The organism is Rubritalea profundi (assembly GCF_002954445.1).
Taxonomy (GTDB): Bacteria; Verrucomicrobiota; Verrucomicrobiia; order Verrucomicrobiales; family Akkermansiaceae; genus Rubritalea; species Rubritalea profundi.
The window spans coordinates 653,148-676,468 of the sequence record NZ_MQWA01000001.1; the positions used below are offsets into that span (position 1 = coordinate 653,148).

The window sequence follows — 23,321 nt, forward strand, 5'->3', positions numbered from 1 at the left end:
CCTAGAGTTCGCGCATGGCTGAGAGATTCGTAATGATAGACCCGTGACACCCCGATGCTACTCCCTCCTGATTTACGGGACTAGGTAGCTGACGATGACCTTGTACACTTCACTATTGAAGCGGTTGAGCGCCTACCTCTCTCTAGCTTCAAAACGAACACACGTGGCTGTGGCAAAGGGCCAAATAATAGGGGAAATACGACCGGCACAAAAATGTGGAGCCCCAAATAATCAAAACGACGCTTTTGATAGTTGCTAGAGCTGAACATGATTTAATCGTCATGCTATCTAGCTATCGCAATTACTCTATCCAGCGCAGACTACTCATCCGCTTGTAGAGGCGGCAGCATTGGCTTAGGAGTATTCTTTGCAGGAACCATCGTATTATGTGTTGATGTACTCGGTGGAGAAACTAGGCTCGTTAGCTTTCGCGTAGATGAAACAGGGGTCACTATTGGAGCGGATGGTTTTTGTCTCTGTTGAGCTGGAGCCACGGCTGGTCGCGCAGGCTTTGCAATCCGTAAAACGGGAGGCTCATTTAACCCAGAGGGCTTCGCAACTCTATTAGATATTGGACCAGTGACGGGTGACACCTCCTGAGGTAAGTCACGCGTGAGTTCTGCAAAATTAATAGCATTGCCAAGAAATGCCTCAACAGGTTTAGAAAATGGAGGCTTAATGTCTGAAGATGAATCCCCCCAAGCTTCAAGTAAACTCCCAGAATCATCAAACCATAGAGACTGTTGCTCGAAACCTATATCAAATTGGCTTGTGTCAGCCGCAATAGCAGCACCATAGAAACGAGACGCTAGCATGGGCAGGCCAATCAGGCTGAACGAGCGAGCCAGTGCCATATTTTGCTCAGCCTTACCCGAATTGCGCCGCAGCACTTCGTAAACGAGGCGAATGGAACGATTCGGTCTAGCACGAGAAACTATTTTCACCGCGAATGCCACATCTATATCAGTGGATGGCATCTCAGGCGCATTCCATACGGTATTGGCAGCCTCTAGATAGTAGCCTTCTTCATATAATTTATGAGCGGCTTCTTTCCTTCCCGCCCAGTCAGCAGGATTTGCTTGGACAGCATCGAGCTGAGCTTGAGCTGATTCTGATATAGTGGTAGGAGTCATCTTAAAAGTTGGAGCTGAGGGATGTCATAGCGAAAATAAAGTATGGAGCTATCACCAGTAAAGCTATTTTCTCAATATCTCGCAACAAGCATCGTAACACATTCAAGAGTAACAAACAACATATCTCCTCCCCCCCCTTGACTCAGGTAGATTCAGTTAAATATGGGTCTGCAGCCACAACCCGTAAGAATAATCGCGAGCATCCTGCAGAAGTATGTGCAAAGAAACAGATGCATTCTAGTTGCCTTTCACGCCTCTCTCCTGAAAATACTAGTGCCCCATTGGCTTTATCCCATTGCATATCGACCGATCGATCAGCCCACATGGTACTAATTGATACTGGACATCCTCCCCCCTAAGGTAGACATTTTCAACAAATGAATCGTCTATCTTCTTTTCAGTTAGCAGGCATTACCACATCTGTAGCAATCGGGCTCACCTTCCTGAGCAGTTGCAACACGATGATTGTTGGTCGGAATTACCAGAGCCCTGAGACTATAATGCCAGACACTTGGCACCAGTCATTAGCCAGCGATCTACGTTCTAATTCATCCTCACTGCAAAGTTGGTGGACAAAATTCAACGACCCTACGCTTAACAAGCTGATAGCGCTCTCATCGCAAGCTAATCCAGATGTTAAAATTGCTCTCGAGCGCGTAATAGAAGCACAAGAAGGCAGAACTATTTCCCGCAGTGGGCTAGCTCCAAGCGTAGACGTCGGTGGTGCATACAACAGTGCTAGTCAGAGTGAAAACTCGACGCCGTCAACAGGCATCGGCGGCCAGAATTATAAAAATTGGTCTTCTGGCACTTCGGCTAGTTGGGAGTTAGATTTTTTTGGTGGGGTGAGACGAGCCATCGAATCCTCAGATGCCACAGCCGAAGCCATAGAAGAGGCCTACCGAGATACCTTGGTTACTCTCTATGCAGAAGTAGCCTATAGCTACATCGAGGTTAGAACTTACGAAAAGCGTATCCGTCAGGCCAACATAAACATCGAGAACCAGGATGAGTCAGTAAAACTCACAGAGGCACGATTCAAAGCTGGCCTTTCTCCAGAACTCGACGTCAGCCAAGCTAAGACAAACCTAGCGAACTCAACAGCATTTGTTCCACAACTGCGAGCCGAGCGCGCTAGAGCTCTCAACCGCCTGGCTACGCTGTTAGGTAAATATGCTGGAGAAGGTGAATCATTAGTAAAAAGCACAAAAGGCATCCCTATGCCATCTAGTAAGACGGGCATTGGCCTCCCTACTAACCTATTGCGATCACGCCCAGATATCCGCCGGGCTGAACGCGAACTCGCAGCCCAAACATCACGCATTGGTGTTGCGGAGGCCGACCTCTACCCAAGATTTGCACTTACTGGTGATTTCTCCTTCACTTCTGCCAACACCTCCAACTTGTTTGATGGCGCTTCTGGCGGCTACAGCTTTGGTCCAGCCTTCAAGTGGAATGTGTTCAGCGCTGGTCGCATTCGCGCACAAGTCCGGATCGAAGAATCCCGCACCAAGCAGGCTCTCTACGCCTACGAGCAAGCAGTTCTACGCGGCGTGGAAGATGTCGAAACCAGCCTCTCATCAGCATTCTACGAACGCGACAGGCTCTCATCGCTCAATGATGCGGTAAAGTCGGCCACCAAGACAGTGGAACTGGTAAAAACCAATTACACAGAAGGTCTGGTTGACTTCCAGAACGTGCTCGATGCTGAGCGTACCATTTTTAGTAGCCAAGACACGGCAGCGACTAGCAAAGGCGTCCTTTCTGCTGCTTACGTTTCCTTATTTAAATCTCTAGGTGGCGGCACAGTAATGCCTGAAGTTTCCATCCAAAAATAATTTCACTCTAATCTCTCCTTTACACCATGATCACTAAACGATTCATCCTTCCGCTTGTCGCAGTAGCCTCGTCACTCACATTTGTTAGCTGTGGACCCAAAAACGAGTTTGCCCCACCGCCACCAATGAAGGTGACTGTTGCTAAGCCTTTGGTCCAAGATCAAACAGTATACAAAGATTTCCCTGCCACACTGGCTGGAATCTCTGAGGTAGAAATCCGCGCCCGAGTCAAAGGCATACTAGAGGAGGCATTTTTCAAGGAAGGTTCTGTTATAGAAAAAGGTGCCAAACTCTTTCTGATCGAACAAGCTCCCTACGATGCAGCCGTAGCGGCATCTGAGGCTGATGTCGCCAGAGCTGAAGCCGCGCGCAGAATCGCAAAAGCCACCCTCGGCCGCCTCAATGAAGCTGCCAAAGATGATAAAGGAGCCCCCACAGGAGCAGTCTCCGAACACGTCATCGAAACTGCCGAAGCTGAAGTAGAGAATGCAGTAGCACTCGTAGACCAAGCTAAAGCTGGATTAGAAACGACCAAAATCGACCTTAAATACACAGATATCAAATCCCCTATCAGCGGAAGAATAGCCCGCACGATGGTGGACGTGGGCAACCTCGTTGGAAATGGTGAAGCCACACTGCTCACCCGTGTGGTGGATGAGCAATCGATTCGCGCCTACTTCGAGGTCCCAGAGCGCATAATGCTAGAATTCTACCGTGAACGTGCGGAAAATAAAAACATTAGCGATAACTTTAACAAGGTTCGTTTAGAATTAGCAGATGGCACAATTTATGAGCACCTTGGCGATATAAACTTCATCGACAATAAAGTAAATGAGAGGACGCGCACAGCACTTGCCCGCGCAGAATTCCCTAACACTGAGGGCACACTTTCCTCAGGCCTTTTTGCGCGAGTTGGTTACCCCAAAAACCACGAGGACGCAATCATGGTGCCTGCAGTTAGCGTGCTTCAAGACATTGGTGGCAGCTATGTCTGGGTAGTGGACAGTGACAACAAAGTCCTTCGTAAAGGAGTCACAACAGGCGCCACTGTGCTTCGTGAACAAACAGATAAGGACGCCGTCCCTGTGCGTGACACCATCATCACAAAGGGACTAACAAAAGATGACTCGGTAATCATCGGCGGCCTTCAGCGTGTCAGAGAAGGTGCCATCGTTGCTCCAGAAATGAGCACAACATTCTCAGTCAAAGCCGAGCAACCTGCTGAGCTGAAGGCAAAGCAAGACGAGTCGAAGTAGACTTAGACCACCACTAACGCGACCACTCATTATGTTCAGTAAGTTTTTCATCGATCGACCAATTTTCGCATCGGTTCTCTCGATCATCATCGTTGTGCTAGGAGCTGTGGCACTAGTCGGCCTGCCAATAGCGCGGTACCCAGACCTAGCCCCTCCTACGATCACAGTCTCGGCCACCTACGCTGGCGCCAATGCAGCCACGGTATCTGAAACCGTTGCGGCCACTATTGAGAAAGAAGTCAATGGAGTCGAAGGCATGATCTACATGTCCAGCGTCTGCGCCAATGACGGGAGCATGACTCTGACAGTTACTTTCGAACCCGGAACCGACCTAGACATTGCCAACGTTCTAGTACAAAACCGAGTATCCGTCGCACAGTCTCGCCTGCCAGAGGAAGTAAAACGCACAGGTGTCACGGTAAAAAAGAAATCTACAGACTCGGTGCTGTATGCTGGATTGATTTCACCAAACGGAACCTATGATGACGCCTACCTCAGCAACTATGCGAACTTACGCGTCCGCGATGAGATAGCCCGAGTCCCAGGTGTGGGTGATGTGACAGTCTATGGCACAGGAGAATTTAGCATGCGCATATGGCTCGAACCTGACCAACTGCGAGCGCGAAACCTTGCTGCTACTGACGTTGTGAACGCCATTCGCGAGCAAAATATTCAGGTCGCGGCAGGTAAAGTCGGCGGAGCTCCCGCTCCAGATGGAACCGCCTCTGAATTCGTCCTCAGTACTCTTGGCCGGCTAGAGGAAGTCTCCGAATTCGAAGATATCATCGTCGCAACTGGAGCAGAAGGAAGTCCGATTCGCATCCGTGACGTCGCCCGTGTTGAGCTAGGCGCTAACACCTACAATTTCACCTCCAAAATCAATGGTCAAGCTTCCGCGACTCTAGCCATTTTCCAGGTTCCAGGCTCGAATGTCATGGACGTTGCTGAAGGTGTAAAAAGCAAACTGGAAGAACTGAAAGCTTCATTCCCTAAAGATGTAGATTACCTCATCGTATACGATTCCACAGACGTTATCACAGCGTCTATCAAGGAAGTGGTCACCACTCTCATCGCCACTCTTATTTTGGTGATCCTCACGGTGTACATTTTCCTGCAGAACTTCCGTGCTACACTAATCCCAGCCATCACCATTCCAGTTTCGCTGATTGGCACATTTTTCGTACTCAACCTCTTAGGTTACTCACTCAACCAGCTCACCCTTTTTGGACTGGTCTTGGTGATCGGCATTGTGGTCGATGATGCCATCATTGTGGTTGAGAATACCTTTGTTCACCTCTCTAAAGGGCTCAAAGGTCGAGCGGCGGCGACCGCTGCAATGAAAGAAGTTTCCGGTCCAGTGATCGCTACCACACTAGTACTCCTCGCCGTGTTTGTCCCTATGACAATGATGGGAGGCATCACAGGAACGATGTTCAAGCAATTTGCTGTGACCATTTCTGTCGCCACTGTATTTAGCTCGATTTGCGCACTCACACTCAGCCCGGCGCTCTGTGGTATTTTGCTGAAGAAGGCACCTAGTGAACCTAAAGGTTTTTTCAAACTCTTTAACACGACACTAGATAAAGCCAACCAAGGGTATGTCGCCATCGTTAAAAAGGCGCTTCGTTTCGTCGTTCTAGGCCTACTCCTATTCGTCGGCTTGACCAGCCTAGCTATCGTCGGACTCGGCCAACTGCCAACGGGCTTCGTACCTCAGGAAGACGAAGGCTGGGCAATGCTCAACCTGCAACTCCCTGACGGAGCTTCTTCCCAACGCACAGAGGTTGTCATGGAAAAAATAGAGAAAATTGTCACTTCCACCCCAGGAGTTGAGAATATCCTCGCGGTCAACGGCTACTCGATCGTCGACGGAGCTGTCGCCTCTAACACCGCATTCTGCTTAATCACCTTTGACCACTGGGATGACCGCAAAGAAGCGGGCCTCCACCAACGCGATATCCTCAAAAAAATCAATACGGAGCTCGCGAAGGTGCTCGATGGGTCAGCCTTTGCCTTCCCTATGCCATCACTTCCTGGTGTGGGAGTTTCTGGCGGCCTCACCTATATGCTTCAAGACAAAGAAGGGTCTGGATTAGAGCAACTACAGGTGGTCTCCGCTCAACTATCTCAAACGGCAAACTCCCAGCAAGGAATCACCCAAGCTCGCTCTACCTTCCGAGCATCCGTTCCTCAGATCTACATCGATATTGACCGTGAAGCAGTACAGCGGACGGGCACCTCTATGACTGCTGTTTTTGATACGCTGCAGGTTTACCTTGGCTCAGCTTACGTGAATGATTTCACCAAATTTGGACGCGTATTCCGAGTCACCGCCCAAGCTGACGGTCCATTCCGAGCCGACCCACAATCAATCATGCGCCTCAATGTGAGAGGCTCAGACGGACAAATGATCCCGCTAGGAGCAGTCTGTACTCTGAAAGAAATCCTAGGCCCTCAGACGATCACTCGCTTCAACATGTATCCAGCGGTGAAGATCATGGCGAACCCAGCAGATGGCTTCAGCTCGGGTCAAGCGATGGCGATCATGGAGGACATGTCTGACAAAGAGCTTCCACCAAGCATGGGCTACAGCTGGACTGATCTTTCCTACCAAGAAAAACAAGCCTCTGGAGGCATGATGGCAATTTTCGGATTCTCGATCCTCATGGTCTACCTAGTTCTAGCAGCCCAGTACGAGAGTTGGACTCTGCCAATCTCAGTATGCATGGCAGTGCCAGTTGCGCTGCTCGGTCTTGTCGCAGCAGTCACGCTTCGCGGGATGGACAACAACGTCTACACCCAAGTGGGTATTGTCCTGCTAATCGGACTGTCCGCAAAGACCGCGATTCTTCTTACCGAGTTCGCCAACGAACAACGTATAGCGGGTCTGAGTATTTTTGATGCAGCATTGGCAGCGGTCAAGCTTCGCTTCCGTGCTGTTTTGATGACAGCGCTTTCCTTCATTCTTGGGGTGATCCCACTGGTCATAGCCTCAGGCGCTGGTGCCGAATCCCGCCAGATTTTGGGAACTGCCGTGCTCGGTGGAATGCTCGCAGCCACAGTCCTCGGCATGGCTGTTGTTCCAATGCTCTTTTACGCGATTCAAACCCTTGCCGAGAAATTTGGTAAAAAGGATACAGCTGAACCGAATGAGACTCCAACGACAAGCGCAGAATAGCTCTGGAGACCACTCTACAACAAGTCCGCTTAGTCAGTAAAATTGACTAGGCGGCAGAGTCCAACTCTATGCATAATTTTGAAATATTTGGAGTAACCCACTTGTTGACATTGCTCGCGATTGCAGCACTGGCCTCGCTCCTCATCGTTCTTTACCGTCGGCACAGTAAACTCCGCAAACCGATTCGCTATGGCTTAGCCGCCTGCACACTCCTTAGCTATCCTCTACAGATTGCGATTGCTTACATTTATTCCTATCCGACTGATCTAGGAACTACCCTCCCCCTCCACCTTTGCGATCTTGCGGCCATCATCGGTGGCATCGCCTTATTCACACAATCCCAAAAACTCGCTGAAATTGCTTATTTTTGGGGACTCGCGGGAACCCTCCAAGGGCTACTCACACCAAACCTCCAGCACGGATTCCCTAGCCCTGAATTTGTTACCTTCTTCTGGAATCATAGCTTCGTTGTCATCACTGCGCTCTTCCTCCCACTCGCTATGCTGTGGCGTCCACGTCCGAGAGCGCACTGGTTTGTCTTCGGACTCAGTCAGATCTACCTTGTTATCGGCCTCACTGTGAATTTCCTGTTGGGTACAAATTTTGGTTACCTTCACCACAAGCCAAACACAGCGAGTTTGCTCGACTATTTTCCATCGTGGCCGTGGTATATTCTAGTCCTAGAGCTTGTCTGTTTCCTGTTCTTTTTCCTGCTCTCCCTACCTTTTTCAAGAAAATCAGAGAAATAACACGTGCATCTCAGTGGATTCCGCGCAATTCTCTCCCCATAAATTTATGAGCGACGCCAAACCAAAGAAACGCAAGCGTATCAATGTCCGACGCCCCGATGTCATGGAAAAAGTCCAAGCCGAGGTCCGACGCCACTTCGAGTCGTCAATCGTAGAGAAGATCCGAGCTAATGATGGCTCACTCACAGTAGGCCACACTACTATCAAACTAGCTCGCCAGTTTGGCTTTTGCTACGGGGTGGAGCGAGCTATCGATCTAGCTTACGCCGCCAGAAAAGTTTTCGCTGACAATAACATCTATCTCATTGGCGAAATCATTCACAATCAAGAGGTCAATCGACAACTAGAAGACATGAACATCGTTTCCCTCCCATGGAAGGAAATGGATGAACAATACGATCAACTGACTGAAGATGACGTCGTTATTGTACCCGCATTTGGAGCACCTACCAGCTACATCGAGAAGATCGAAGAGCGCGGAGCTGCTATCGTCGATACGACTTGTGGAGATGTCATGAAGGTTTGGCGCCGAGTCCGCACCTACGCGAAACAAGGCTACACTTCGATTATTCACGGAAAAGCGGGCCACGAAGAAACCAGAGCCACGGCCTCCCGAGCTCTGGGTGACGCGAAAGACGGACACTACATCGTCATTCTTACGCTAGCGGACACCGACTACCTTTGCGATTTCCTCAAGGGAAAAGTCAGCTCTGAAGATCTAATGAAGCGCTTCAGTCATGCTGTTTCGGAAGGGTTTGACCCGGATCTCCACCTCAACAAAGTTGGAGTCGCAAACCAAACAACCATGCTTAAGAGCGAGACCGAAGAAATTCAGAAACGCGTTTGCCGAGCTATCACAGAACGTGATGGCAAGACTGAAAACTTCCAATTCTTTGACACCATCTGTGGCGCAACCCAAGAACGCCAAGACGCACTCTTTGAAATGCTTAAAAGCCACATGGACGTGCTCCTCGTCGTCGGTGGCTATAATAGCTCCAACACTGCACATTTAGTCGAAATCGGCAAAGAAGAACTCCCCACATTCTTCATCCAAAACTCAGACCGACTTACCTCATTGCAAGAAATTGTGCATTTCGACCTCGAACATAAATCAGAAGTCACAACAGAATACACTAACTTGCTAGATACCAGCAAAGATGTCATCGTAGGAGTCACCGCTGGAGCGTCTTGCCCTAACAACCTCATAGAGTCGACCATTCAAAGAATTTTCGAACTCAGAGGTGTCGACCCACAAGGTCTGTAAATCTTCTGTAAGAGATCGTTGCGCGATCTCGTATTTATACGATGGTGTGGATCTTCAAACCATCGCACCTTATTTCAATAAAGCCCAACTCTAACAATCTAGCATGGAAACCCAAATTTCTGACCCTGTCGCTACGGCCCCTGTCGTTACTGACCCAAACCAACTACCACCAGATGACGTCGCGGCAGTTGACCAACTCGGTCACACATACCGCACCTTAAAACAAGAATTATCAAAAGTAATCATCGGCCAAGAAACTGTTGTAGAGCAATTAGCTATAGCATTGTTTGCACGTGGCCATGCGCTTTTGATGGGAGTTCCTGGATTAGCCAAGACGCTGCTAGTTTCCTCTGTCGCTGAATGCTTAGAGCTTAACTTTAGTCGAATCCAGTTCACTCCAGATCTCATGCCTTCCGATATTACAGGCACGGACATCATTCAAGAAACTGAGAGCGGAAAACGCGAGTTTCAGTTCATCAAAGGCCCTATTTTTGCAAACCTTCTCCTCGCCGATGAAATCAACCGAGCTCCAGCCAAAACTCAGGCAGCCATGTTAGAGGCTATGCAGGAGCGCCGAGTCACAGCTCTGGGTCATAGTTATCTTCTAGAGCCACCATTTTTCGTCCTTGCCACTCAGAACCCAGTCGAGCAAGAAGGCACCTACCCTCTACCTGAGGCGCAGTTAGACCGTTTCATGTTCCTCATTGATGTAGATTACCCAAGTGAGGCTGAAGAACGCCGCATCGCACGTGAGACCACTGGAGTCATTAAGAAAAGGTTAGACGCCGTACTTACTGGTGAACAGGTAATTGCCTACCAAGAACTAGTGAGGCGCATGCCAGTACCAGATCACATCTACGATTACGCCGTGAACATTGTACGCAAAACTCGTCCCGGATTAGATTCATCACCAGAGTGGGTGAAAGAATATGTCGGTTGGGGAGCTGGACCACGAGCAGTACAATATCTTATCCTTGGTGCTAAATCCCGCGCGGCTCTCCATGGATCTTACATGGCAAGGCTTGAAGATATTGAAGCCGTCACAATGCCTGTACTTGGTCACAGAGTTTTGACGAACTTTGCCGCTGAGTCCCAAGGAATGACAGCAAACAAAGTAGTCGAACGTCTCGTGAATGAAATGCACGACGACCAATAAGATGCCTACTCACAGACTCAACCCAATTCAGTCTCTGTGAATTATTCCTTCCTCGACCCAGCCGTTCTAGGACGCCTTGGGGCCATTCCTCTAGAAAGCCGGCAGCCCATGCTCGGCAATGTTGCTGGGCGCCACCGATCTCCGAACCGTGGATCGTCAGTCGAGTTCGCAGAGTACAGAAAGTACGTGCAAGGCGACGACACTCGCCGCCTCGACTGGAAAGCCTACGCTCGCTCAGATCGTTACTACATCAAAGAATTTGAAGCTGACACCAACCTGTTAGCCCACATGATTGTCGATACCAGTGGGTCTATGGAGTTCGCAGACAAAGGGATCTCTAAGATCGAATTCGCCAGACAAATAGCATCGACCTTAAGCTACCTAGCAGTCCACCAAGGTGACGCTGCTGGACTTAGTTGTATCTCAAAAAAGTTAGACTTGGAAATCCCTCCACGCCGACGCGCCTCTCACCTCCAGGGCATTTTTAAGACCCTTTCGGAAGTCACACCGAAAGGAGACACCGGACTCATCGAAGGCCTACACTCGATCGCTGAAAAGGTCCAAAGACGCGGCCTCATCATTATCCTGTCAGACTTATTTTGTGACCCAGACGCATTCTCTGACGCCTTGCAACATCTACGCTACCGCAAACACGATGTTGTCGTATTTCATCTTATGGACCCACAAGAAATCGACTTCGACTTCGAACGCCCACACCGCTTTGTCGACTTTGAAGATGGATCTCCTATTGTAGCTGAACCGGCGCTGATCGCTGATGAATATAGGCAAATCGTCCAAGACTTTCTCATCGACATCAAACGCCGCTGCCACGATGCAAACGCCGACTACAGACTAGTCAGAACCACCGAGAGCTACGAAAGTGTGCTTTCCACCTTTTTGCTCGATCGCTTACCTAAAAAGGGCTCCCGCTAACATCCACCAACGCATACCAACTTGAGTTTTCCATTTCTATCATCCTACGCCTTTTTTTGGTGGCTGCTAGCTCTAGGGATTCCTGTGCTCATTCACTTGCTCAACCGGCGTCGCCATCGAGTTGTCAAATGGGCCGCTATGGATTTCCTCCTCAAAGCGACCCGTGAGTCACGCGGAAAAAAGAAACTCAAGCACATCATCATCCTCACCTGCAGAGCTCTCGCTATTGCAGCGCTGGTCATGGCCGTTGCTCGACCACTCGCGACTAATGGATTTCTTAGTTGGGGCGAAAGTAAACTAGACACAGTCATCCTTGTGCTCGACCGCTCCGCATCGATGGAGCAAAGCTCACTAGAAAGTGCTACCAGCAAACGTGAGAGCGCCATTCGATTAGCCCAAGACTCCATCTCCGAACTAGGTGACACAAAGCTGGTACTCATCGATAGTGCTACCGGCGTCCCCATTTCCATAGCGAGACCGTCGACTCTCAATGAAATTTCACAAACAAAGGCGACCGACACCGTCGCTAATATTCCTTCACTTCTCGATACGGCAGTCCAGTACATCCTAAAAAACAACACGGGTAGAACTGAAATCTGGGTCGCTTCAGATATGCAGCACAGTGACTGGCAGCTAAAAAGTGGTAAATGGAGTAGTATTCGATCAGGCCTGAATAACCTTTCGAGCCAAGCTAGCCTGCGGGTCCTCTCACTCAATTCAGAAACTAACAACAACATCAGTATTAGATTAGTCGGAGCACAACGCATCGATGAGGAACTCCTGCTAGAGCTAGAAATCACCCAGTCAACAGAAGCCAGTGAACAAGAGATTCCACTCACCCTTTCACTAAATGGAGCCCAGAGCACAGAGAATATAACGATCTCTGGTGACGTCATGAAGTTCACTAAGCGCTTACAGCTCTCAGGTAAATCTGGCTACGGCTACATCCAACTTGCTGCGGACACGAACTCTAGAGACAACACCGCCTACTTCTCCTACGGTACGGAACTCCCAGTTCACACCGCCATTGTTGCGGCAAAATCTGAATCTCAGTATTACCTCAGCCTTGCTTCTGCGCCACCTGGCTATGCTAGTCAGCAAGCCAAAACCTACCTCCCTCACGAAAGCATTCCATGGGACACTCTTTCACTCGTTGTCTGGCAAGCTCCACTGCCTAAAACAGACGATCAAGCTCCACTGCTAGACTTCATCAACAAGGGTGGTATTATTGCATTTTACCCACCGACAACCACAGAAGATCAGTCCTTCCTCAATACCCAATGGGGGCTCGTTAACAAATCCTCTAGTGGAAAATATTTTATTGTCCAAGACTGGGATCGCAGCGATGGCCCATTACGTAATGGTGAAGACGGCACCCCCATTCCCGTCAGCAAGCTCAAGGCAATAAAACGTAGAGAAATCCTCACCGAAGGCACTAGCCTAGCGCGGTGGAGTAATGACAGCCCATTTCTAGCACGTGAGCTGCACGGCCGTGGAGCTGCCTATTTTATCGCAACGCTGCCAGACTACACTTGGTCCAACCTAGGTGATGCCGATGTTATTTTGCCCCTCACTCAGCGATTACTACTTAAAGGAAACCAACGTTTTGGTTCCGGCCATTCAGCCACTCTGGGTCAACTTCCTGCTGAAATAGCCATCGATTCGGCCAAACGAAAGCGATTAGACAAAGCGACACCATCTAACCCTCTGAATGCTGAATACGAAGCTGGTGTTTACACATTTGGTGAACGGACAATTGCAGTGAACCGTCCAGCCGATGAAGACCTAACAACACGCCTCAGCAAGGAAGAATTAGACCAAGCGTTATCTGACGTCCCCTACTCCTTATTCGAAGAAGATACAGATAACCCCTCCGCTTTTGCCCAACAATTATGGCAAGTATTTCTGGTTGCCGTTTTGCTATTTTTGATAGTTGAAGCTCTCCTCTGCCTTGCTCATAAACGTAAGAAAATAGAATCCACCCGCTAGTGCATTTCCAGATCCAGAACCTCCACTTTACTCCCTCACTCACTTTCTTCACCGTGGGTTGTGTCGCACTCATTGTGGTCGGAACTCTCTGCGTACTGGCGACCACACGATCTGCACGACCAAAGCGCACGGGTGCCATTGAGGCTCTCCGATTTCTCATCACCTTATTGGTCGTCCTCATGCTATGGGGTCCGGAATGGAAAACAATTATCACACCTGAGAATGAGCCAGAAATCGCCATTTTATGGGATGCTTCAAGATCAGGAGAAACTCTCGACGCCCAATTACCAGACGGAAAAAATTCAGTCGTCAGCAGACGCGCCTTCATTGATTCGGCACTCAAGTTAGATGTTTGGAAGACGTTAGAAAACAACGGGAAGACCGCAGTGTTCTCACAACCCTTTTCCGAACCGAGCCCAAACACCGAAACTACTGCCACCACATTACAAGGAACAGACATCAACGATCCCATCGAAAAGCTGCTAGAACAACATGACAATCTAAGAGCTATAGTACTGCTCAGTGACGGAGACTGGAATACAGGCTCTCCTCCGATTGGAGCTGCTCAGAAAATGTTGCTCAAGAACGTTCCTCTTTTCACCATTCCCGTCGGCAGTAAGGAGCGCCTTCCTGACATCGAGATCCTCGACATCACTGCGCCGACCTATGGCATTATCGGTGAGCCCATCCAAATTCCGTTCTCGCTTCGCTCATCACTCAAGCGCGACATAAATACCACCATAAAGCTTCGAGATACATCCAATGGTAAAGAGTTCACCAAGAAGGTGCACATCCCGGCTGGAAAGGAGTACTTTGATAATGTTCTCTGGCGCATCGACCGCGAAGGTACGAGCAAATTAGAACTTAGCTTCCCAGTTGCGGAGGGTGAACTCGTCGTTGAAAACAACCGCCAGGAATTCATCATCCAAGGAAAAAAGGAAAACCTCAAAGTTCTCGTCATTGAATCCATTCCACGATGGGAATACCGCTTTATCCGCAATGCGCTTTCTCGCGATCCGGGAGTGGATCTGGACTGCCTTTTATTCCACCCGAAGTTAGGTAAAGGAGATGGGCCGGACTACATACAGGACTTCCCAGACAAGTTAGAAGACTTGCAAAAGTATGATGTTGTTTTCATTGGCGATGTTGGTATTGCCAATGGTCAACTCACCCTCAAGCAAACAGAGTTGCTCAAAGGTTTAGTAGAGAATCAGGCCAGTGGAATCGTTTTCATTCCAGGATCCAAAGGGAACCAAAAGACTTTACTCAACACCCCGCTAGGTGAGCTCATTCCTGTCATTTTAGACGAATCAAAACCTGAGGGAATCAGTGAGTCAACAGCGTCACCTCTAGCTCTCACCTCGCAAGGCCGCGGCTCGTTGCTCACTATGTTAGGTGACAACGAACTCGAGAACGAACGTGTCTGGAAAAACCTTCCGGGCTTCTATTGGTCCGCCGCCATTGAAAAAGCAAAGGGTGGTGCCGATGTTCTAGCAACCCATGCGAATAGGCGCAACCGCTACGGACGCATCCCACTTCTTGTCACAAAATCAGCAGGCAATGGTAAAGTTCTCTACCTTGGCCATGACTCAGCCTGGCGCTGGCGCCGCGGTGTCGAGGACCTCTATCACTATCGCTTCTGGGGACAAGTTGCACGCTGGATGTCCTACCAACGTAACATGGCTGCTGGAGAACAAATCAGACTATACTACAGCCCGGATAGACCCAGACCCGCTGATGTTGTGACACTCAAAGCAAATGCTTTCGACAGCAATGGTGCCCCACTCACCGACGGATCAATCTATGTCGATGTCACTTCACCCAATGGTGAAAAATCCCGTATCGAACTCACCCGGTCTGCTGAAGCATGGGGCAGTTATAGCGGCCGCACACGTATTTCACTCCCCGGTGAATGGAAGCTTTCCGCGGGCATCGTCAACGACGCTGACGCCACAGTCGAAACAACCATCATAGCCCAAGGTGACGTGCTCGAAAAAACTGGACAACCAGCGCGCCCAGAAGTTCTAGAGGAAATGGCCCGGGTCACTGGCGGCGAAGTCATCATGGCTAAAGACATCAAAGACATAGCCAATCGAATCAACGCCCTTCCTATAAAGAAGCCACAAGAAGAAAGCATTCCTCTCTGGGCACAAATAGCCAGTATGATTACGCTGATCGTTCTTCTTGCGCTCTTCTGGACACTCAGAAAGCTGAATGGTACTTTCTAAAATGACTGCGTAGTATGCGCCTAGACCTCCCAATCAGGTTCAAGATCCGCAGCGTAGCACTGCATCACAGCGCTGATCATCGCCCGGCCACTTTGCTCTTCATCATGCAGCACAAAGTGGACACCCGCCTTTTTCAAACGCTCAGCTTGGGCTGTAAATTTGGCTCGCGCATAAATACGAATCTCTGGATTTATTGCTTTAGCACTATGCATAGACTTCAACACCGCTGACTCATCTGGAAAGGTGAAAGCAATACTTCTAGCGTGCTTAGTGCGGGCCAGTTGAAGCGACTCTGTATCGCTTGCATCGGCAAAAAGGCAAATAACTCCCTCGCCGTGCAGACGTTTTACAGTTTCAGGGTTTGTCTCTAACACCACAACTCCGACGTTCGCACGAGTAAGATTCCTGTGAAGATTCTCCCCCACTGGGCCATAGCCACAAATGACAACATGGTCATTGAGTTCGCTGACCTGTCCACCAATGCCAAGCGTTTCATGCTCGGAGCCACAAAATTGCTTACTTGAGCGCTTTATCCGATCTGCCAACCCAATGCTCTTTTTAAGTAAAGTGGGAACAAGTCCCATAGAAAATGCGGTACTGGCCAAAAGAACCTGCTCAAGTTGTGCTGATAAAGCATTGAACTCACTCGCACGATTCAGCAACACAATGGAGAACTCACCCGTGCTACAAAGAGCTGCCGAGGTGACCAGCCAGCTTCCTCGCCTTAGCCCAGACCAGTGTGCCGCCAGTGACACGATTACTCCTTTGATGACTAAAATCGACACTGTCGCCAATAATATAGTAGGCCAGTAGGCTAGGATCACGTCCACATCTATCAACAAGCCTACGGAGACAAAGAACACCGTAAGAAAGAGATCTTTGAATGGCAATATGTCTGAGAGCACGCGATGGGAATAGATTGACTCACTCACAACAACCCCTGCTGCAAATGCTCCAAGGGCTGGACTCAACCCTAACAAACCACTCACTAGAGCCACTCCAGCACAAAGCCCAATCACAGTGATTGTAAATAACTCTCGACTCCTCGTTCTAGCTACGGCGTCGAGCATTTGCGGGAAGCCTCGACGACTCAGAATAACTATACCAGCAGTAAAAAGAGCTCCCTTAAGTAGGGCTAGACCGACATCAACAGCTCCACCTTCATCGCTCAACAACGGCGGAATAAGAACCATAAATAATATGGCTGCTAGATCCTGAAAAATCGCCATTCCTAATGCGGTCCGAGCAGGCGGGCTCTCAGGTAAAGACATTTCCTGAAAACTCTTCATACTCACTGCTGTAGAAGAGAGACTGAATGCAAAGCCTAACAATAGAGCTTGAGAACCACTCAAACCTAGCAGCATCCCTCCGCCAACAGCAACGAGAATGCATAAACCTACTTGAGACCCGCCACCGATAAACACAGGTCGTCGTAGAGCCTTTATTTCTTTGAGGGAAAACTCGATCCCCAATGTAAATAGAAGAAGCACAACCCCGATTTCTGCTAAAGCATCGATCACTCCAGCCTGTTCAACTCCAACCCAATCTAACAATCCAGAGTTTCGTATCACCACACCACAGATGAAATAACCCACTAGCAAGGATTGTTTAAATCGCGTTAGTACCAACGACACGACCACCACAGCTAACAGAACCACTGTCAGTAGAATGAAAAATGGAGGAATAGCTCCAGTTGCGGCTAGTAACCAATGCATAGCTGAATTTAGCGCACTTTTACCACATTCATCCATCATAATTCACACTTTCTCATTTTTAATCTGCTAGACCACTAATTTTGAGCTATACTGCAGCTCATCAACTAAAGAACCTATTCTATGAAAACTACTATTCTATCAGCCACCGTTGCACTACTAGCCATAGCCTCCGCACCTATTCTCTCGGCTCATTGTCAGGTTCCATGTGGGATTTACGCCGACGACAATGTCTTCGCCACCATGCACAAAGACCAAGAAACCATTGCAAAGGCGATGCAGCAAATCAATGAGCTTTCTAAAGACCCGTCTAAGAACACCAACCAACTCACACGCTGGATCAGCAATAAGGAGAAACACGCGCAGTCAATCCAGGACACGGTCGCTCAATACTTTTTAGCTCAGCGCGTAAAGATCACTGAAACAGACAAAGCAGCCTATACTAAGAAGCTCACACTTCTCCATCAAATCACAGTCTATGCCATGAAGTGTAAGCAGACCACTGACCTAGAGAACGCCAAGAAGCTCCACGCGACTCTCGACCAGTTCCAGGCAACCTACACAAAGAAGTAAAGCCACTTTTCAGCGAATTCTATGAAGGCCTATGCGACTCTCGCATAGGCCTTTATTTATGTAGTTTAGCTTCTTTATTAGAAATACTTATAGCCAATATTCTGCACACTCGTTCAGAAACCAGTTGCACGTCACTGAAATCTCCACTACATCAAATCGCATATCGCTCAAGAATAGCAAGTTGCGACCTCTTGAGGTTTATTTTAAAACTAACTAAAACTTAAAGACATGTCAGTACTCGTAGGAAAAAAAGCACCATCCTTCACTGCTAAAGCAGTCCAAGGCCAGAACATCATCGAAGAATTTTCACTCGACCAATTCATTGGCGAAAAATACGTCGTACTTTTCTTCTACCCAAAAGATTTCACTTTCGTATGCCCGACTGAGCTCCACCGCTTCCAAGACGAGATCGCACAATTCGAATCCCGCGGAGTTCAAGTGGTAGGTTGCTCTACTGACTCTGAGTTCTCCCACTGGGCTTGGCTCAATACACCAAAGAACAAAGGTGGTATCGAAGGCGTCACCTACCCACTCGTTGCTGACATCAACAAAACAATCTCTGAAGACTATGATGTCCTCGCTGGTGAAGTTGTACTCGACGAAGACGACAACATAGAGGTCGAAGGTGAGCTCGTAGCTTACCGTGGTCTCTTCCTCATCGACAAAGCTGGTACTGTACGCCACCAAGTTGTCAATGACATGCCGCTTGGCCGCTCCATCAACGAATGTATCCGTGTGATCGACGCTCTCCAGCACTTCGAACTGCACGGTGAAGTTTGCCCAATGGACTGGCAGAAAGGTGACGACGCTATGACCGCAGACCACGCAGGCGTGTCATCCTACTTCTCTAAGTAATTTTTCTCTTTAGATATGTCTCAAAAGCCCATGCCTAAGCGCATGGGCTTTTTTGTTGCTATGCCTCCCCTCATCACTCGCCATATAATGATGATCTAGTTTTTTATAGATTCCGCCATTGCGCAGTGGCTATTTCTTAGTATTTTGTACAGCACATGAGCGGCTTTATGAAAATCATCGCTAGTCTTCTCCTTACTGTTCTCAGTCTCAGCGCTGGCGTCTATGAAGACCTTGAATATAGAGATACTAGACAACAGGTAACCGACAAACTCATGGCGTGTGAGCGCGTGGACAACACTATCCCAAAAACCATGTTTGCCAGAGTTGGCCTGAATGGAACTTTCAAAATTAAAAAAGACCTCAAAGGCCTCAACTTCTCATTATTCTTCAATTGGAACGAAAATCAGCAACTCAATGAGATAGCTTTGCGCTCAAACGCCATTGCCCCCGGAAATGCCAATTCCAAATTGAGCGGCCCATTTAAGAGTGCTACACGACTTATTACAGAAGTCTATGGCCCAGCAGTAATGAGCAATTCAATACCAAAAAGTAGCCAGATAAAAGACGGTTCAATTCTTAATTCCCATCTCTGGAATGTCGATGGTGGAACCTTACTTATGGGTATAGCTAAAGACCAAGGAAAGTTCCACCTCTCTATTAGCTTCCTAGAGAAACACATCAATCCTGTACCCAAGTAATTGGTTGTCCCCTGTGGCCGATACTCTCACACAAACTCTTAGCCGCCATTTTGGCCACCAAACATTCCGGCCGCTCCAGCGGGAAATCATCGAGAGTGTACTTAATGGTGATCCCACTTTGGCGATTCTCCCCACCGGCGGAGGAAAATCCCTCACTTACCAGCTTCCAGCACTGCTGCTAGACGGAGTCACGCTAGTCATCTCTCCGCTGATCTCACTCATCCAAGATCAAACCCAAGAGCTCAAACGCAAAGGTTTGGCTGTCGGACATTTCGATTCGACACTCAATTCTGAGCTGCGCAGCCAACAACTCAGCTTACTACGCAAAGGCGAGTTCAAACTTTTCTATACCTCCCCTGAGTCTTTAGCTAACCCAGCACTATCCACAGTTTTACGCCAAATTGACATTGCCCTTGTTGCCATCGATGAGGCGCACTGTATTTCTGACTGGGGCCATAGTTACCGACCATCATACCTCTATTTACCTAAAATAGTAAGGTCATTTAAACCACATTCCGTGCTAGCCCTCACAGCGACTGCTACACATAAAACAGCCTCTGAGATTCGTAAACTTTTCAAAATAAAAACAGCTCAGCAGTTCAGCTCATCCCATCTCCGTCCAAATTTAAGGTTTAAAATCACTCCATGCTCAGCAAATAAGAAAGACCAGCCGCTGCTCGCGACGCTAAGCAACAAAGAGAACCTTCCAGCGATAGTTTACGCCATGCGCCAAGAGCAATGTGAAGCAATCGCCCACTTGCTTAATACCCATGGCTACAAAGCTCGTTCATACCACGCGGGCCTTAACACCACAGCACGCTCACAAATCCAGAATGCATTTCTTCGTGACGAAATCGAAGTAGTCGTTGCCACCATCGCTTTTGGCATGGGGGTGGATAAGCCTAACATTCGCAGTGTCATTCACTACCACCTACCTAAGTCCCCCGAGGGGTGGATGCAGGAAAGTGGCCGAGCTGGACGGGACGGACTCCCCAGCCTCTGCCAACTTCTCGCCTGCGGTGATGATCTGATCCCGTTAGAAAACTTTATCCAAGCTAAGGTAATCAGAGAGCGTCCGCTAACAAAACTCATTGGCTCATTATTCGAGCACGGAATGACCTCAAAAATCTCTCCCTACCACACACGTGTCCAACTCGACCTCCACGTGAGCAGTCTTGATATCATTCTAGCACGCTTGGAAGTCAGTGGGTATTTAAAATTTATTGGTACCAGTTGGCGCTACATTTGGGCATGGCCAGTGGCTGGAAGCAGGCTCGACCTTAGTTCATTCTCAAAAATAATTCGTAACGCTCTTGAGCACATCTTCAATCTTGGTGAGCGCTACGATACCGAATCAACTGAATCCGACTTCTCAGTTACGCCCAACAAACTATGGAAAACTCTGGATGAACTCAAAGAAGATGGCACTATAGTATACAAGCCTAGCGGCTGGTTCTGGCACTATAAGATCAATAAAAAATCGCGCGATGTCGCCGCCATCAAACACGAATTGTTAGACCATTTACAAAAGCAAATAGCTACCGAAATGGCTAAGCTCGGCGAAGTCCAAAGAATAGCCACGACACGCGCCTGTATACCTAACAAACTAGCTCAGTGGTTTGGCGAAAACGTGAGCACTCCCTGCGGGACATGCTCTTCATGCCGCAAAGAAGCGCGCCCCAGAAAACTTCCACGTTCAACTGTGCCACCAGTCTCAGATGCTCAGTTAGAGGCTATTCATAAGCTACTTGATTCGCCCAAGAATAGGATTCGTACGAACCAGCAACTCACACGTTTTTTGTGCGGCATCCCCAGCCCGTACTTACGTCATTATTGGTTAACTAAAAATTCAAATTTCGGGCTACTTTCCAAACACCATTACACAGACATTCACAACTACGCCAAAGCCATATTGAATGCTGCGGATTGACTATTTCTAACGACCGAACTGCTTGAACAAGAAATCGACGGCGCCTTTTTTAGCGTAGTCCTTTATCAGGTCATCCACATTAGGAAGCTTAGTGATCATCTTAATTTTAGGTTTGGATAACACACCTTTAGTCTGCAGGCTCAACGTCAACTTACCATTGACTAGCCATTCTTGCTTGATGCTATTTGCTAGACCTCCACGGAGCTCCTTTGGCACATTCTTGAGTAGACTATCGATATGACCAACTAGTGATTGGCTAGATTTTTGACTCGCACTAAGGTCGATAAAAAACTCGTGTTGTTCACTCCCTGAACTCAACCATGACTTCTCATTCACCGCTACTTCCCAATCGTGAATAACGATGGACAAATCTCTCGTGACATCCACGCGTCCACGTTTGTAACTGCCCGCAATCTTTCGGCTCCGACCAAAGCTCGCTTTCTTTGGAAGCGAATCAAAGCTCACTCCGTACTTCTCTAGTTTAGAACCAAAATCCCATATTTTTTCAACATAGGGGATTTTAGTGGTGAGATACGAACTATCTGAGATGTCCAAATCAAGCGTGACATCTGGGTCAATATAGCCAGTCATTGGGTCAAATAGCTGGACATCTGCATTCCCACTGAGGCCAATCTCACCATATTTGAGTGTCTTCGATGCAGAATCATAGATCTGCAGATTCCCTGCTAATTTGAGCTTAGCCTGATTCACTAGCTCCAGAGCATTTGGATTGACCTTAATATCTTCGAGTTCAACTGAGTAGTCCTCCCCTTGGAGAAAAACTCCAGTTTTCTCTATGGTAAGGTCAAAGCTAACATTACTGATCGAAATAGATTTTAGTTGGGTGACAAATTCATCCTTCTCACGCGCATTGAAGCTCTTTGATTTCTCTTTGGGTTGATCCTCTTTGGCTACATCTTCGAAGAGACTATCCAGAGAGTTCGTCCCATCTTCGTGCAGTTTCACCCTCGCATGCAGACCGTCTAATACAAAATGCTCCACATAAATCTCTCTAGATAATAACTCCCACAAAGACACATCAAAGCTCACCTCTTTACACTCCAAGGCTCCTTGAGTCAGAGGGGCGCGTTCATTATAGGGGACCTTTCGGTTCACATTGTTGTCACGCTCCGCAAGAATAACGTCCTGCAGTGTAATCTTGGCCGGAATGGAAAAGAGCGAAACATCAAAAGACCCGATCTGCACACGGCTATTGATTGAGTCTTCTATTTCCTCGACGAGGAATTCTTTTGTTAGCAAAAGTTTTGCCGAAAATGCGAGGACACACGCTATGAGAACAAGCCCTATAATAAGGCGTTTTAACCATTTCTTCATAGCGCGGAGCCTAGCAGAAATTTAGTCGTCGGTATACTTTTTATGGCCTTCCTTCTTAGTTCCCTTCACCTTAGTCATAGCCGCTTCAATCTTTGCTGGATCCTTCTCTAGGTAGGCTATCTCTAACTCACACAGTGCCGCATAGGAAAGCCCTAGTAAACGACGAGAATCAGCCAGCGCTTTTGCTTTCTCATCGCCAGCTGGCATTTCCTCCACCATTGACGCCGTGTACTGCATTGCTGAAAGTAAAGCCACATGCGCCTTATGCACAGCCTCAGCAGCCGCGGCAAAGTCATCCTTAGCAATTTTTCTAAGAGATTTGAGCTGCTTACTCACAGTCTGCATCTCTATTGACATTTTTGTATCTTCTTCCTCAGCTTGAAGACTGGAAACTAGGGCAAAGCTCCCAAGAGCGAGCACTTTAAATGTACGTGAAAATTTACTTTTTGTCATGATCCGAGCCATAATCTAATATCACAGAGAACTGTCAAGCC

Annotated in this window: 17 protein-coding genes; 13 read left to right on the forward strand and 4 right to left on the reverse strand. The window is 48.3% G+C overall.

Features of this window, described 5'->3' with window-relative positions; translation table 11 throughout:
- Positions 1–320 precede the first annotated feature (320 nt).
- Positions 321–1,133 carry a hypothetical protein gene (locus tag BSZ32_RS02845; RefSeq protein ID WP_105042021.1) on the reverse strand — a complete coding sequence of 271 codons (813 nt, stop codon included), beginning with the start codon at positions 1,131–1,133 and terminating at the stop codon, positions 321–323.
- Between the two features lie 377 nt (positions 1,134–1,510).
- Between BSZ32_RS02845 and BSZ32_RS02850 the strand changes: the two genes are divergently transcribed.
- The 9 genes from BSZ32_RS02850 to BSZ32_RS02890 all read left to right on the forward strand — a co-directional run bounded on the left by BSZ32_RS02850 (position 1,511) and on the right by BSZ32_RS02890 (position 15,724).
- Complete coding sequence (locus BSZ32_RS02850) at positions 1,511–2,971, forward strand: efflux transporter outer membrane subunit (RefSeq protein WP_105042022.1); 1,461 nt, start codon at positions 1,511–1,513, stop codon at positions 2,969–2,971.
- Between the two features lie 26 nt (positions 2,972–2,997).
- Positions 2,998–4,227: an efflux RND transporter periplasmic adaptor subunit gene (locus BSZ32_RS02855; RefSeq protein ID WP_105042023.1), complete on the forward strand. Its 1,230-nt coding sequence runs from the start codon at positions 2,998–3,000 to the stop codon at positions 4,225–4,227.
- A gap of 31 nt (positions 4,228–4,258) precedes the next feature.
- Positions 4,259–7,405 carry an efflux RND transporter permease subunit gene (locus tag BSZ32_RS02860; protein WP_105042024.1) on the forward strand — a complete coding sequence of 1,049 codons (3,147 nt, stop codon included), beginning with the start codon at positions 4,259–4,261 and terminating at the stop codon, positions 7,403–7,405.
- Between the two features lie 68 nt (positions 7,406–7,473).
- On the forward strand, positions 7,474–8,154 hold the full coding sequence (locus BSZ32_RS02865) for a YwaF family protein (protein WP_105042025.1): 681 nt from the start codon (positions 7,474–7,476) through the stop codon (positions 8,152–8,154).
- Positions 8,155–8,200: 46 nt separating this feature from the next.
- Positions 8,201–9,418 (forward strand): 4-hydroxy-3-methylbut-2-enyl diphosphate reductase, encoded by a 1,218-nt coding sequence (locus tag BSZ32_RS02870; RefSeq protein ID WP_105042026.1) that lies wholly within the window; start codon positions 8,201–8,203, stop codon positions 9,416–9,418.
- 103 nt (positions 9,419–9,521) lie between these two features.
- Positions 9,522–10,574 (forward strand): AAA family ATPase, encoded by a 1,053-nt coding sequence (locus BSZ32_RS02875; protein ID WP_105042027.1) that lies wholly within the window; start codon positions 9,522–9,524, stop codon positions 10,572–10,574.
- Positions 10,575–10,610: 36 nt separating this feature from the next.
- Positions 10,611–11,507: a DUF58 domain-containing protein gene (locus BSZ32_RS02880; protein ID WP_240610548.1), complete on the forward strand. Its 897-nt coding sequence runs from the start codon at positions 10,611–10,613 to the stop codon at positions 11,505–11,507.
- Positions 11,508–11,528: 21 nt separating this feature from the next.
- A complete protein-coding gene (locus BSZ32_RS02885) occupies positions 11,529–13,496 on the forward strand; it encodes a vWA domain-containing protein (protein WP_105042028.1) in 1,968 nt (655 codons plus the stop codon).
- Positions 13,496–15,724, forward strand: coding sequence for a hypothetical protein (locus tag BSZ32_RS02890; protein ID WP_105042029.1), 2,229 nt, complete (start codon positions 13,496–13,498; stop codon positions 15,722–15,724). Before BSZ32_RS02885 ends, BSZ32_RS02890 begins: the two co-directional genes overlap by 1 nt.
- Positions 15,725–15,744: 20 nt before the next feature.
- Here BSZ32_RS02890 and BSZ32_RS02895 read toward each other — a convergent pair whose 3' ends face one another.
- Entirely contained in the window at positions 15,745–17,439 is a 1,695-nt protein-coding gene (locus tag BSZ32_RS02895; protein WP_165788601.1) for a cation:proton antiporter, read from the reverse strand.
- 120 nt (positions 17,440–17,559) lie between these two features.
- Between BSZ32_RS02895 and BSZ32_RS02900 the strand changes: the two genes are divergently transcribed.
- From BSZ32_RS02900 to BSZ32_RS02915, 4 genes are all read left to right on the forward strand, one after another.
- Positions 17,560–18,009, forward strand: coding sequence for a superoxide dismutase [Ni] (locus BSZ32_RS02900; protein ID WP_105042031.1), 450 nt, complete (start codon positions 17,560–17,562; stop codon positions 18,007–18,009).
- Positions 18,010–18,237: 228 nt separating this feature from the next.
- Positions 18,238–18,864 carry a peroxiredoxin gene (locus BSZ32_RS02905; RefSeq protein WP_105042032.1) on the forward strand — a complete coding sequence of 209 codons (627 nt, stop codon included), beginning with the start codon at positions 18,238–18,240 and terminating at the stop codon, positions 18,862–18,864.
- A gap of 167 nt (positions 18,865–19,031) precedes the next feature.
- Positions 19,032–19,562: a hypothetical protein gene (locus BSZ32_RS02910; RefSeq protein WP_129589561.1), complete on the forward strand. Its 531-nt coding sequence runs from the start codon at positions 19,032–19,034 to the stop codon at positions 19,560–19,562.
- A 13-nt stretch (positions 19,563–19,575) separates the two neighbouring features.
- Positions 19,576–21,492 (forward strand): RecQ family ATP-dependent DNA helicase, encoded by a 1,917-nt coding sequence (locus BSZ32_RS02915; protein WP_165788602.1) that lies wholly within the window; start codon positions 19,576–19,578, stop codon positions 21,490–21,492.
- Positions 21,493–21,498: 6 nt separating this feature from the next.
- On the opposite strand, the gene BSZ32_RS02920 is transcribed toward BSZ32_RS02915, so the two are convergent.
- Together BSZ32_RS02920 and BSZ32_RS02925 are read right to left on the reverse strand one after the other, a co-directional pair.
- Positions 21,499–22,827, reverse strand: coding sequence for an AsmA family protein (locus tag BSZ32_RS02920; protein WP_105042035.1), 1,329 nt, complete (start codon positions 22,825–22,827; stop codon positions 21,499–21,501).
- 21 nt (positions 22,828–22,848) lie between these two features.
- Positions 22,849–23,280: a hypothetical protein gene (locus tag BSZ32_RS02925; RefSeq protein ID WP_129589562.1), complete on the reverse strand. Its 432-nt coding sequence runs from the start codon at positions 23,278–23,280 to the stop codon at positions 22,849–22,851.
- Positions 23,281–23,321 lie beyond the last annotated feature (41 nt).

Coding starts and splice junctions, on each gene's coding strand:
- BSZ32_RS02845 (WP_105042021.1), bottom strand. CDS start 1,133: ATGACTCCTACCACTATATCAGAATCAGCTCAAGCTCAGCTCGATGCT.
- BSZ32_RS02850 (WP_105042022.1), top strand. CDS start 1,511: ATGAATCGTCTATCTTCTTTTCAGTTAGCAGGCATTACCACATCTGTA.
- BSZ32_RS02855 (WP_105042023.1), top strand. CDS start 2,998: ATGATCACTAAACGATTCATCCTTCCGCTTGTCGCAGTAGCCTCGTCA.
- BSZ32_RS02860 (WP_105042024.1), top strand. CDS start 4,259: ATGTTCAGTAAGTTTTTCATCGATCGACCAATTTTCGCATCGGTTCTC.
- BSZ32_RS02865 (WP_105042025.1), top strand. CDS start 7,474: ATGCATAATTTTGAAATATTTGGAGTAACCCACTTGTTGACATTGCTC.
- BSZ32_RS02870 (WP_105042026.1), top strand. CDS start 8,201: ATGAGCGACGCCAAACCAAAGAAACGCAAGCGTATCAATGTCCGACGC.
- BSZ32_RS02875 (WP_105042027.1), top strand. CDS start 9,522: ATGGAAACCCAAATTTCTGACCCTGTCGCTACGGCCCCTGTCGTTACT.
- BSZ32_RS02895 (WP_165788601.1), bottom strand. CDS start 17,439: ATGCATTGGTTACTAGCCGCAACTGGAGCTATTCCTCCATTTTTCATT.
- BSZ32_RS02900 (WP_105042031.1), top strand. CDS start 17,560: ATGAAAACTACTATTCTATCAGCCACCGTTGCACTACTAGCCATAGCC.
- BSZ32_RS02905 (WP_105042032.1), top strand. CDS start 18,238: ATGTCAGTACTCGTAGGAAAAAAAGCACCATCCTTCACTGCTAAAGCA.
- BSZ32_RS02910 (WP_129589561.1), top strand. CDS start 19,032: ATGAAAATCATCGCTAGTCTTCTCCTTACTGTTCTCAGTCTCAGCGCT.
- BSZ32_RS02920 (WP_105042035.1), bottom strand. CDS start 22,827: ATGAAGAAATGGTTAAAACGCCTTATTATAGGGCTTGTTCTCATAGCG.
- BSZ32_RS02925 (WP_129589562.1), bottom strand. CDS start 23,280: ATGACAAAAAGTAAATTTTCACGTACATTTAAAGTGCTCGCTCTTGGG.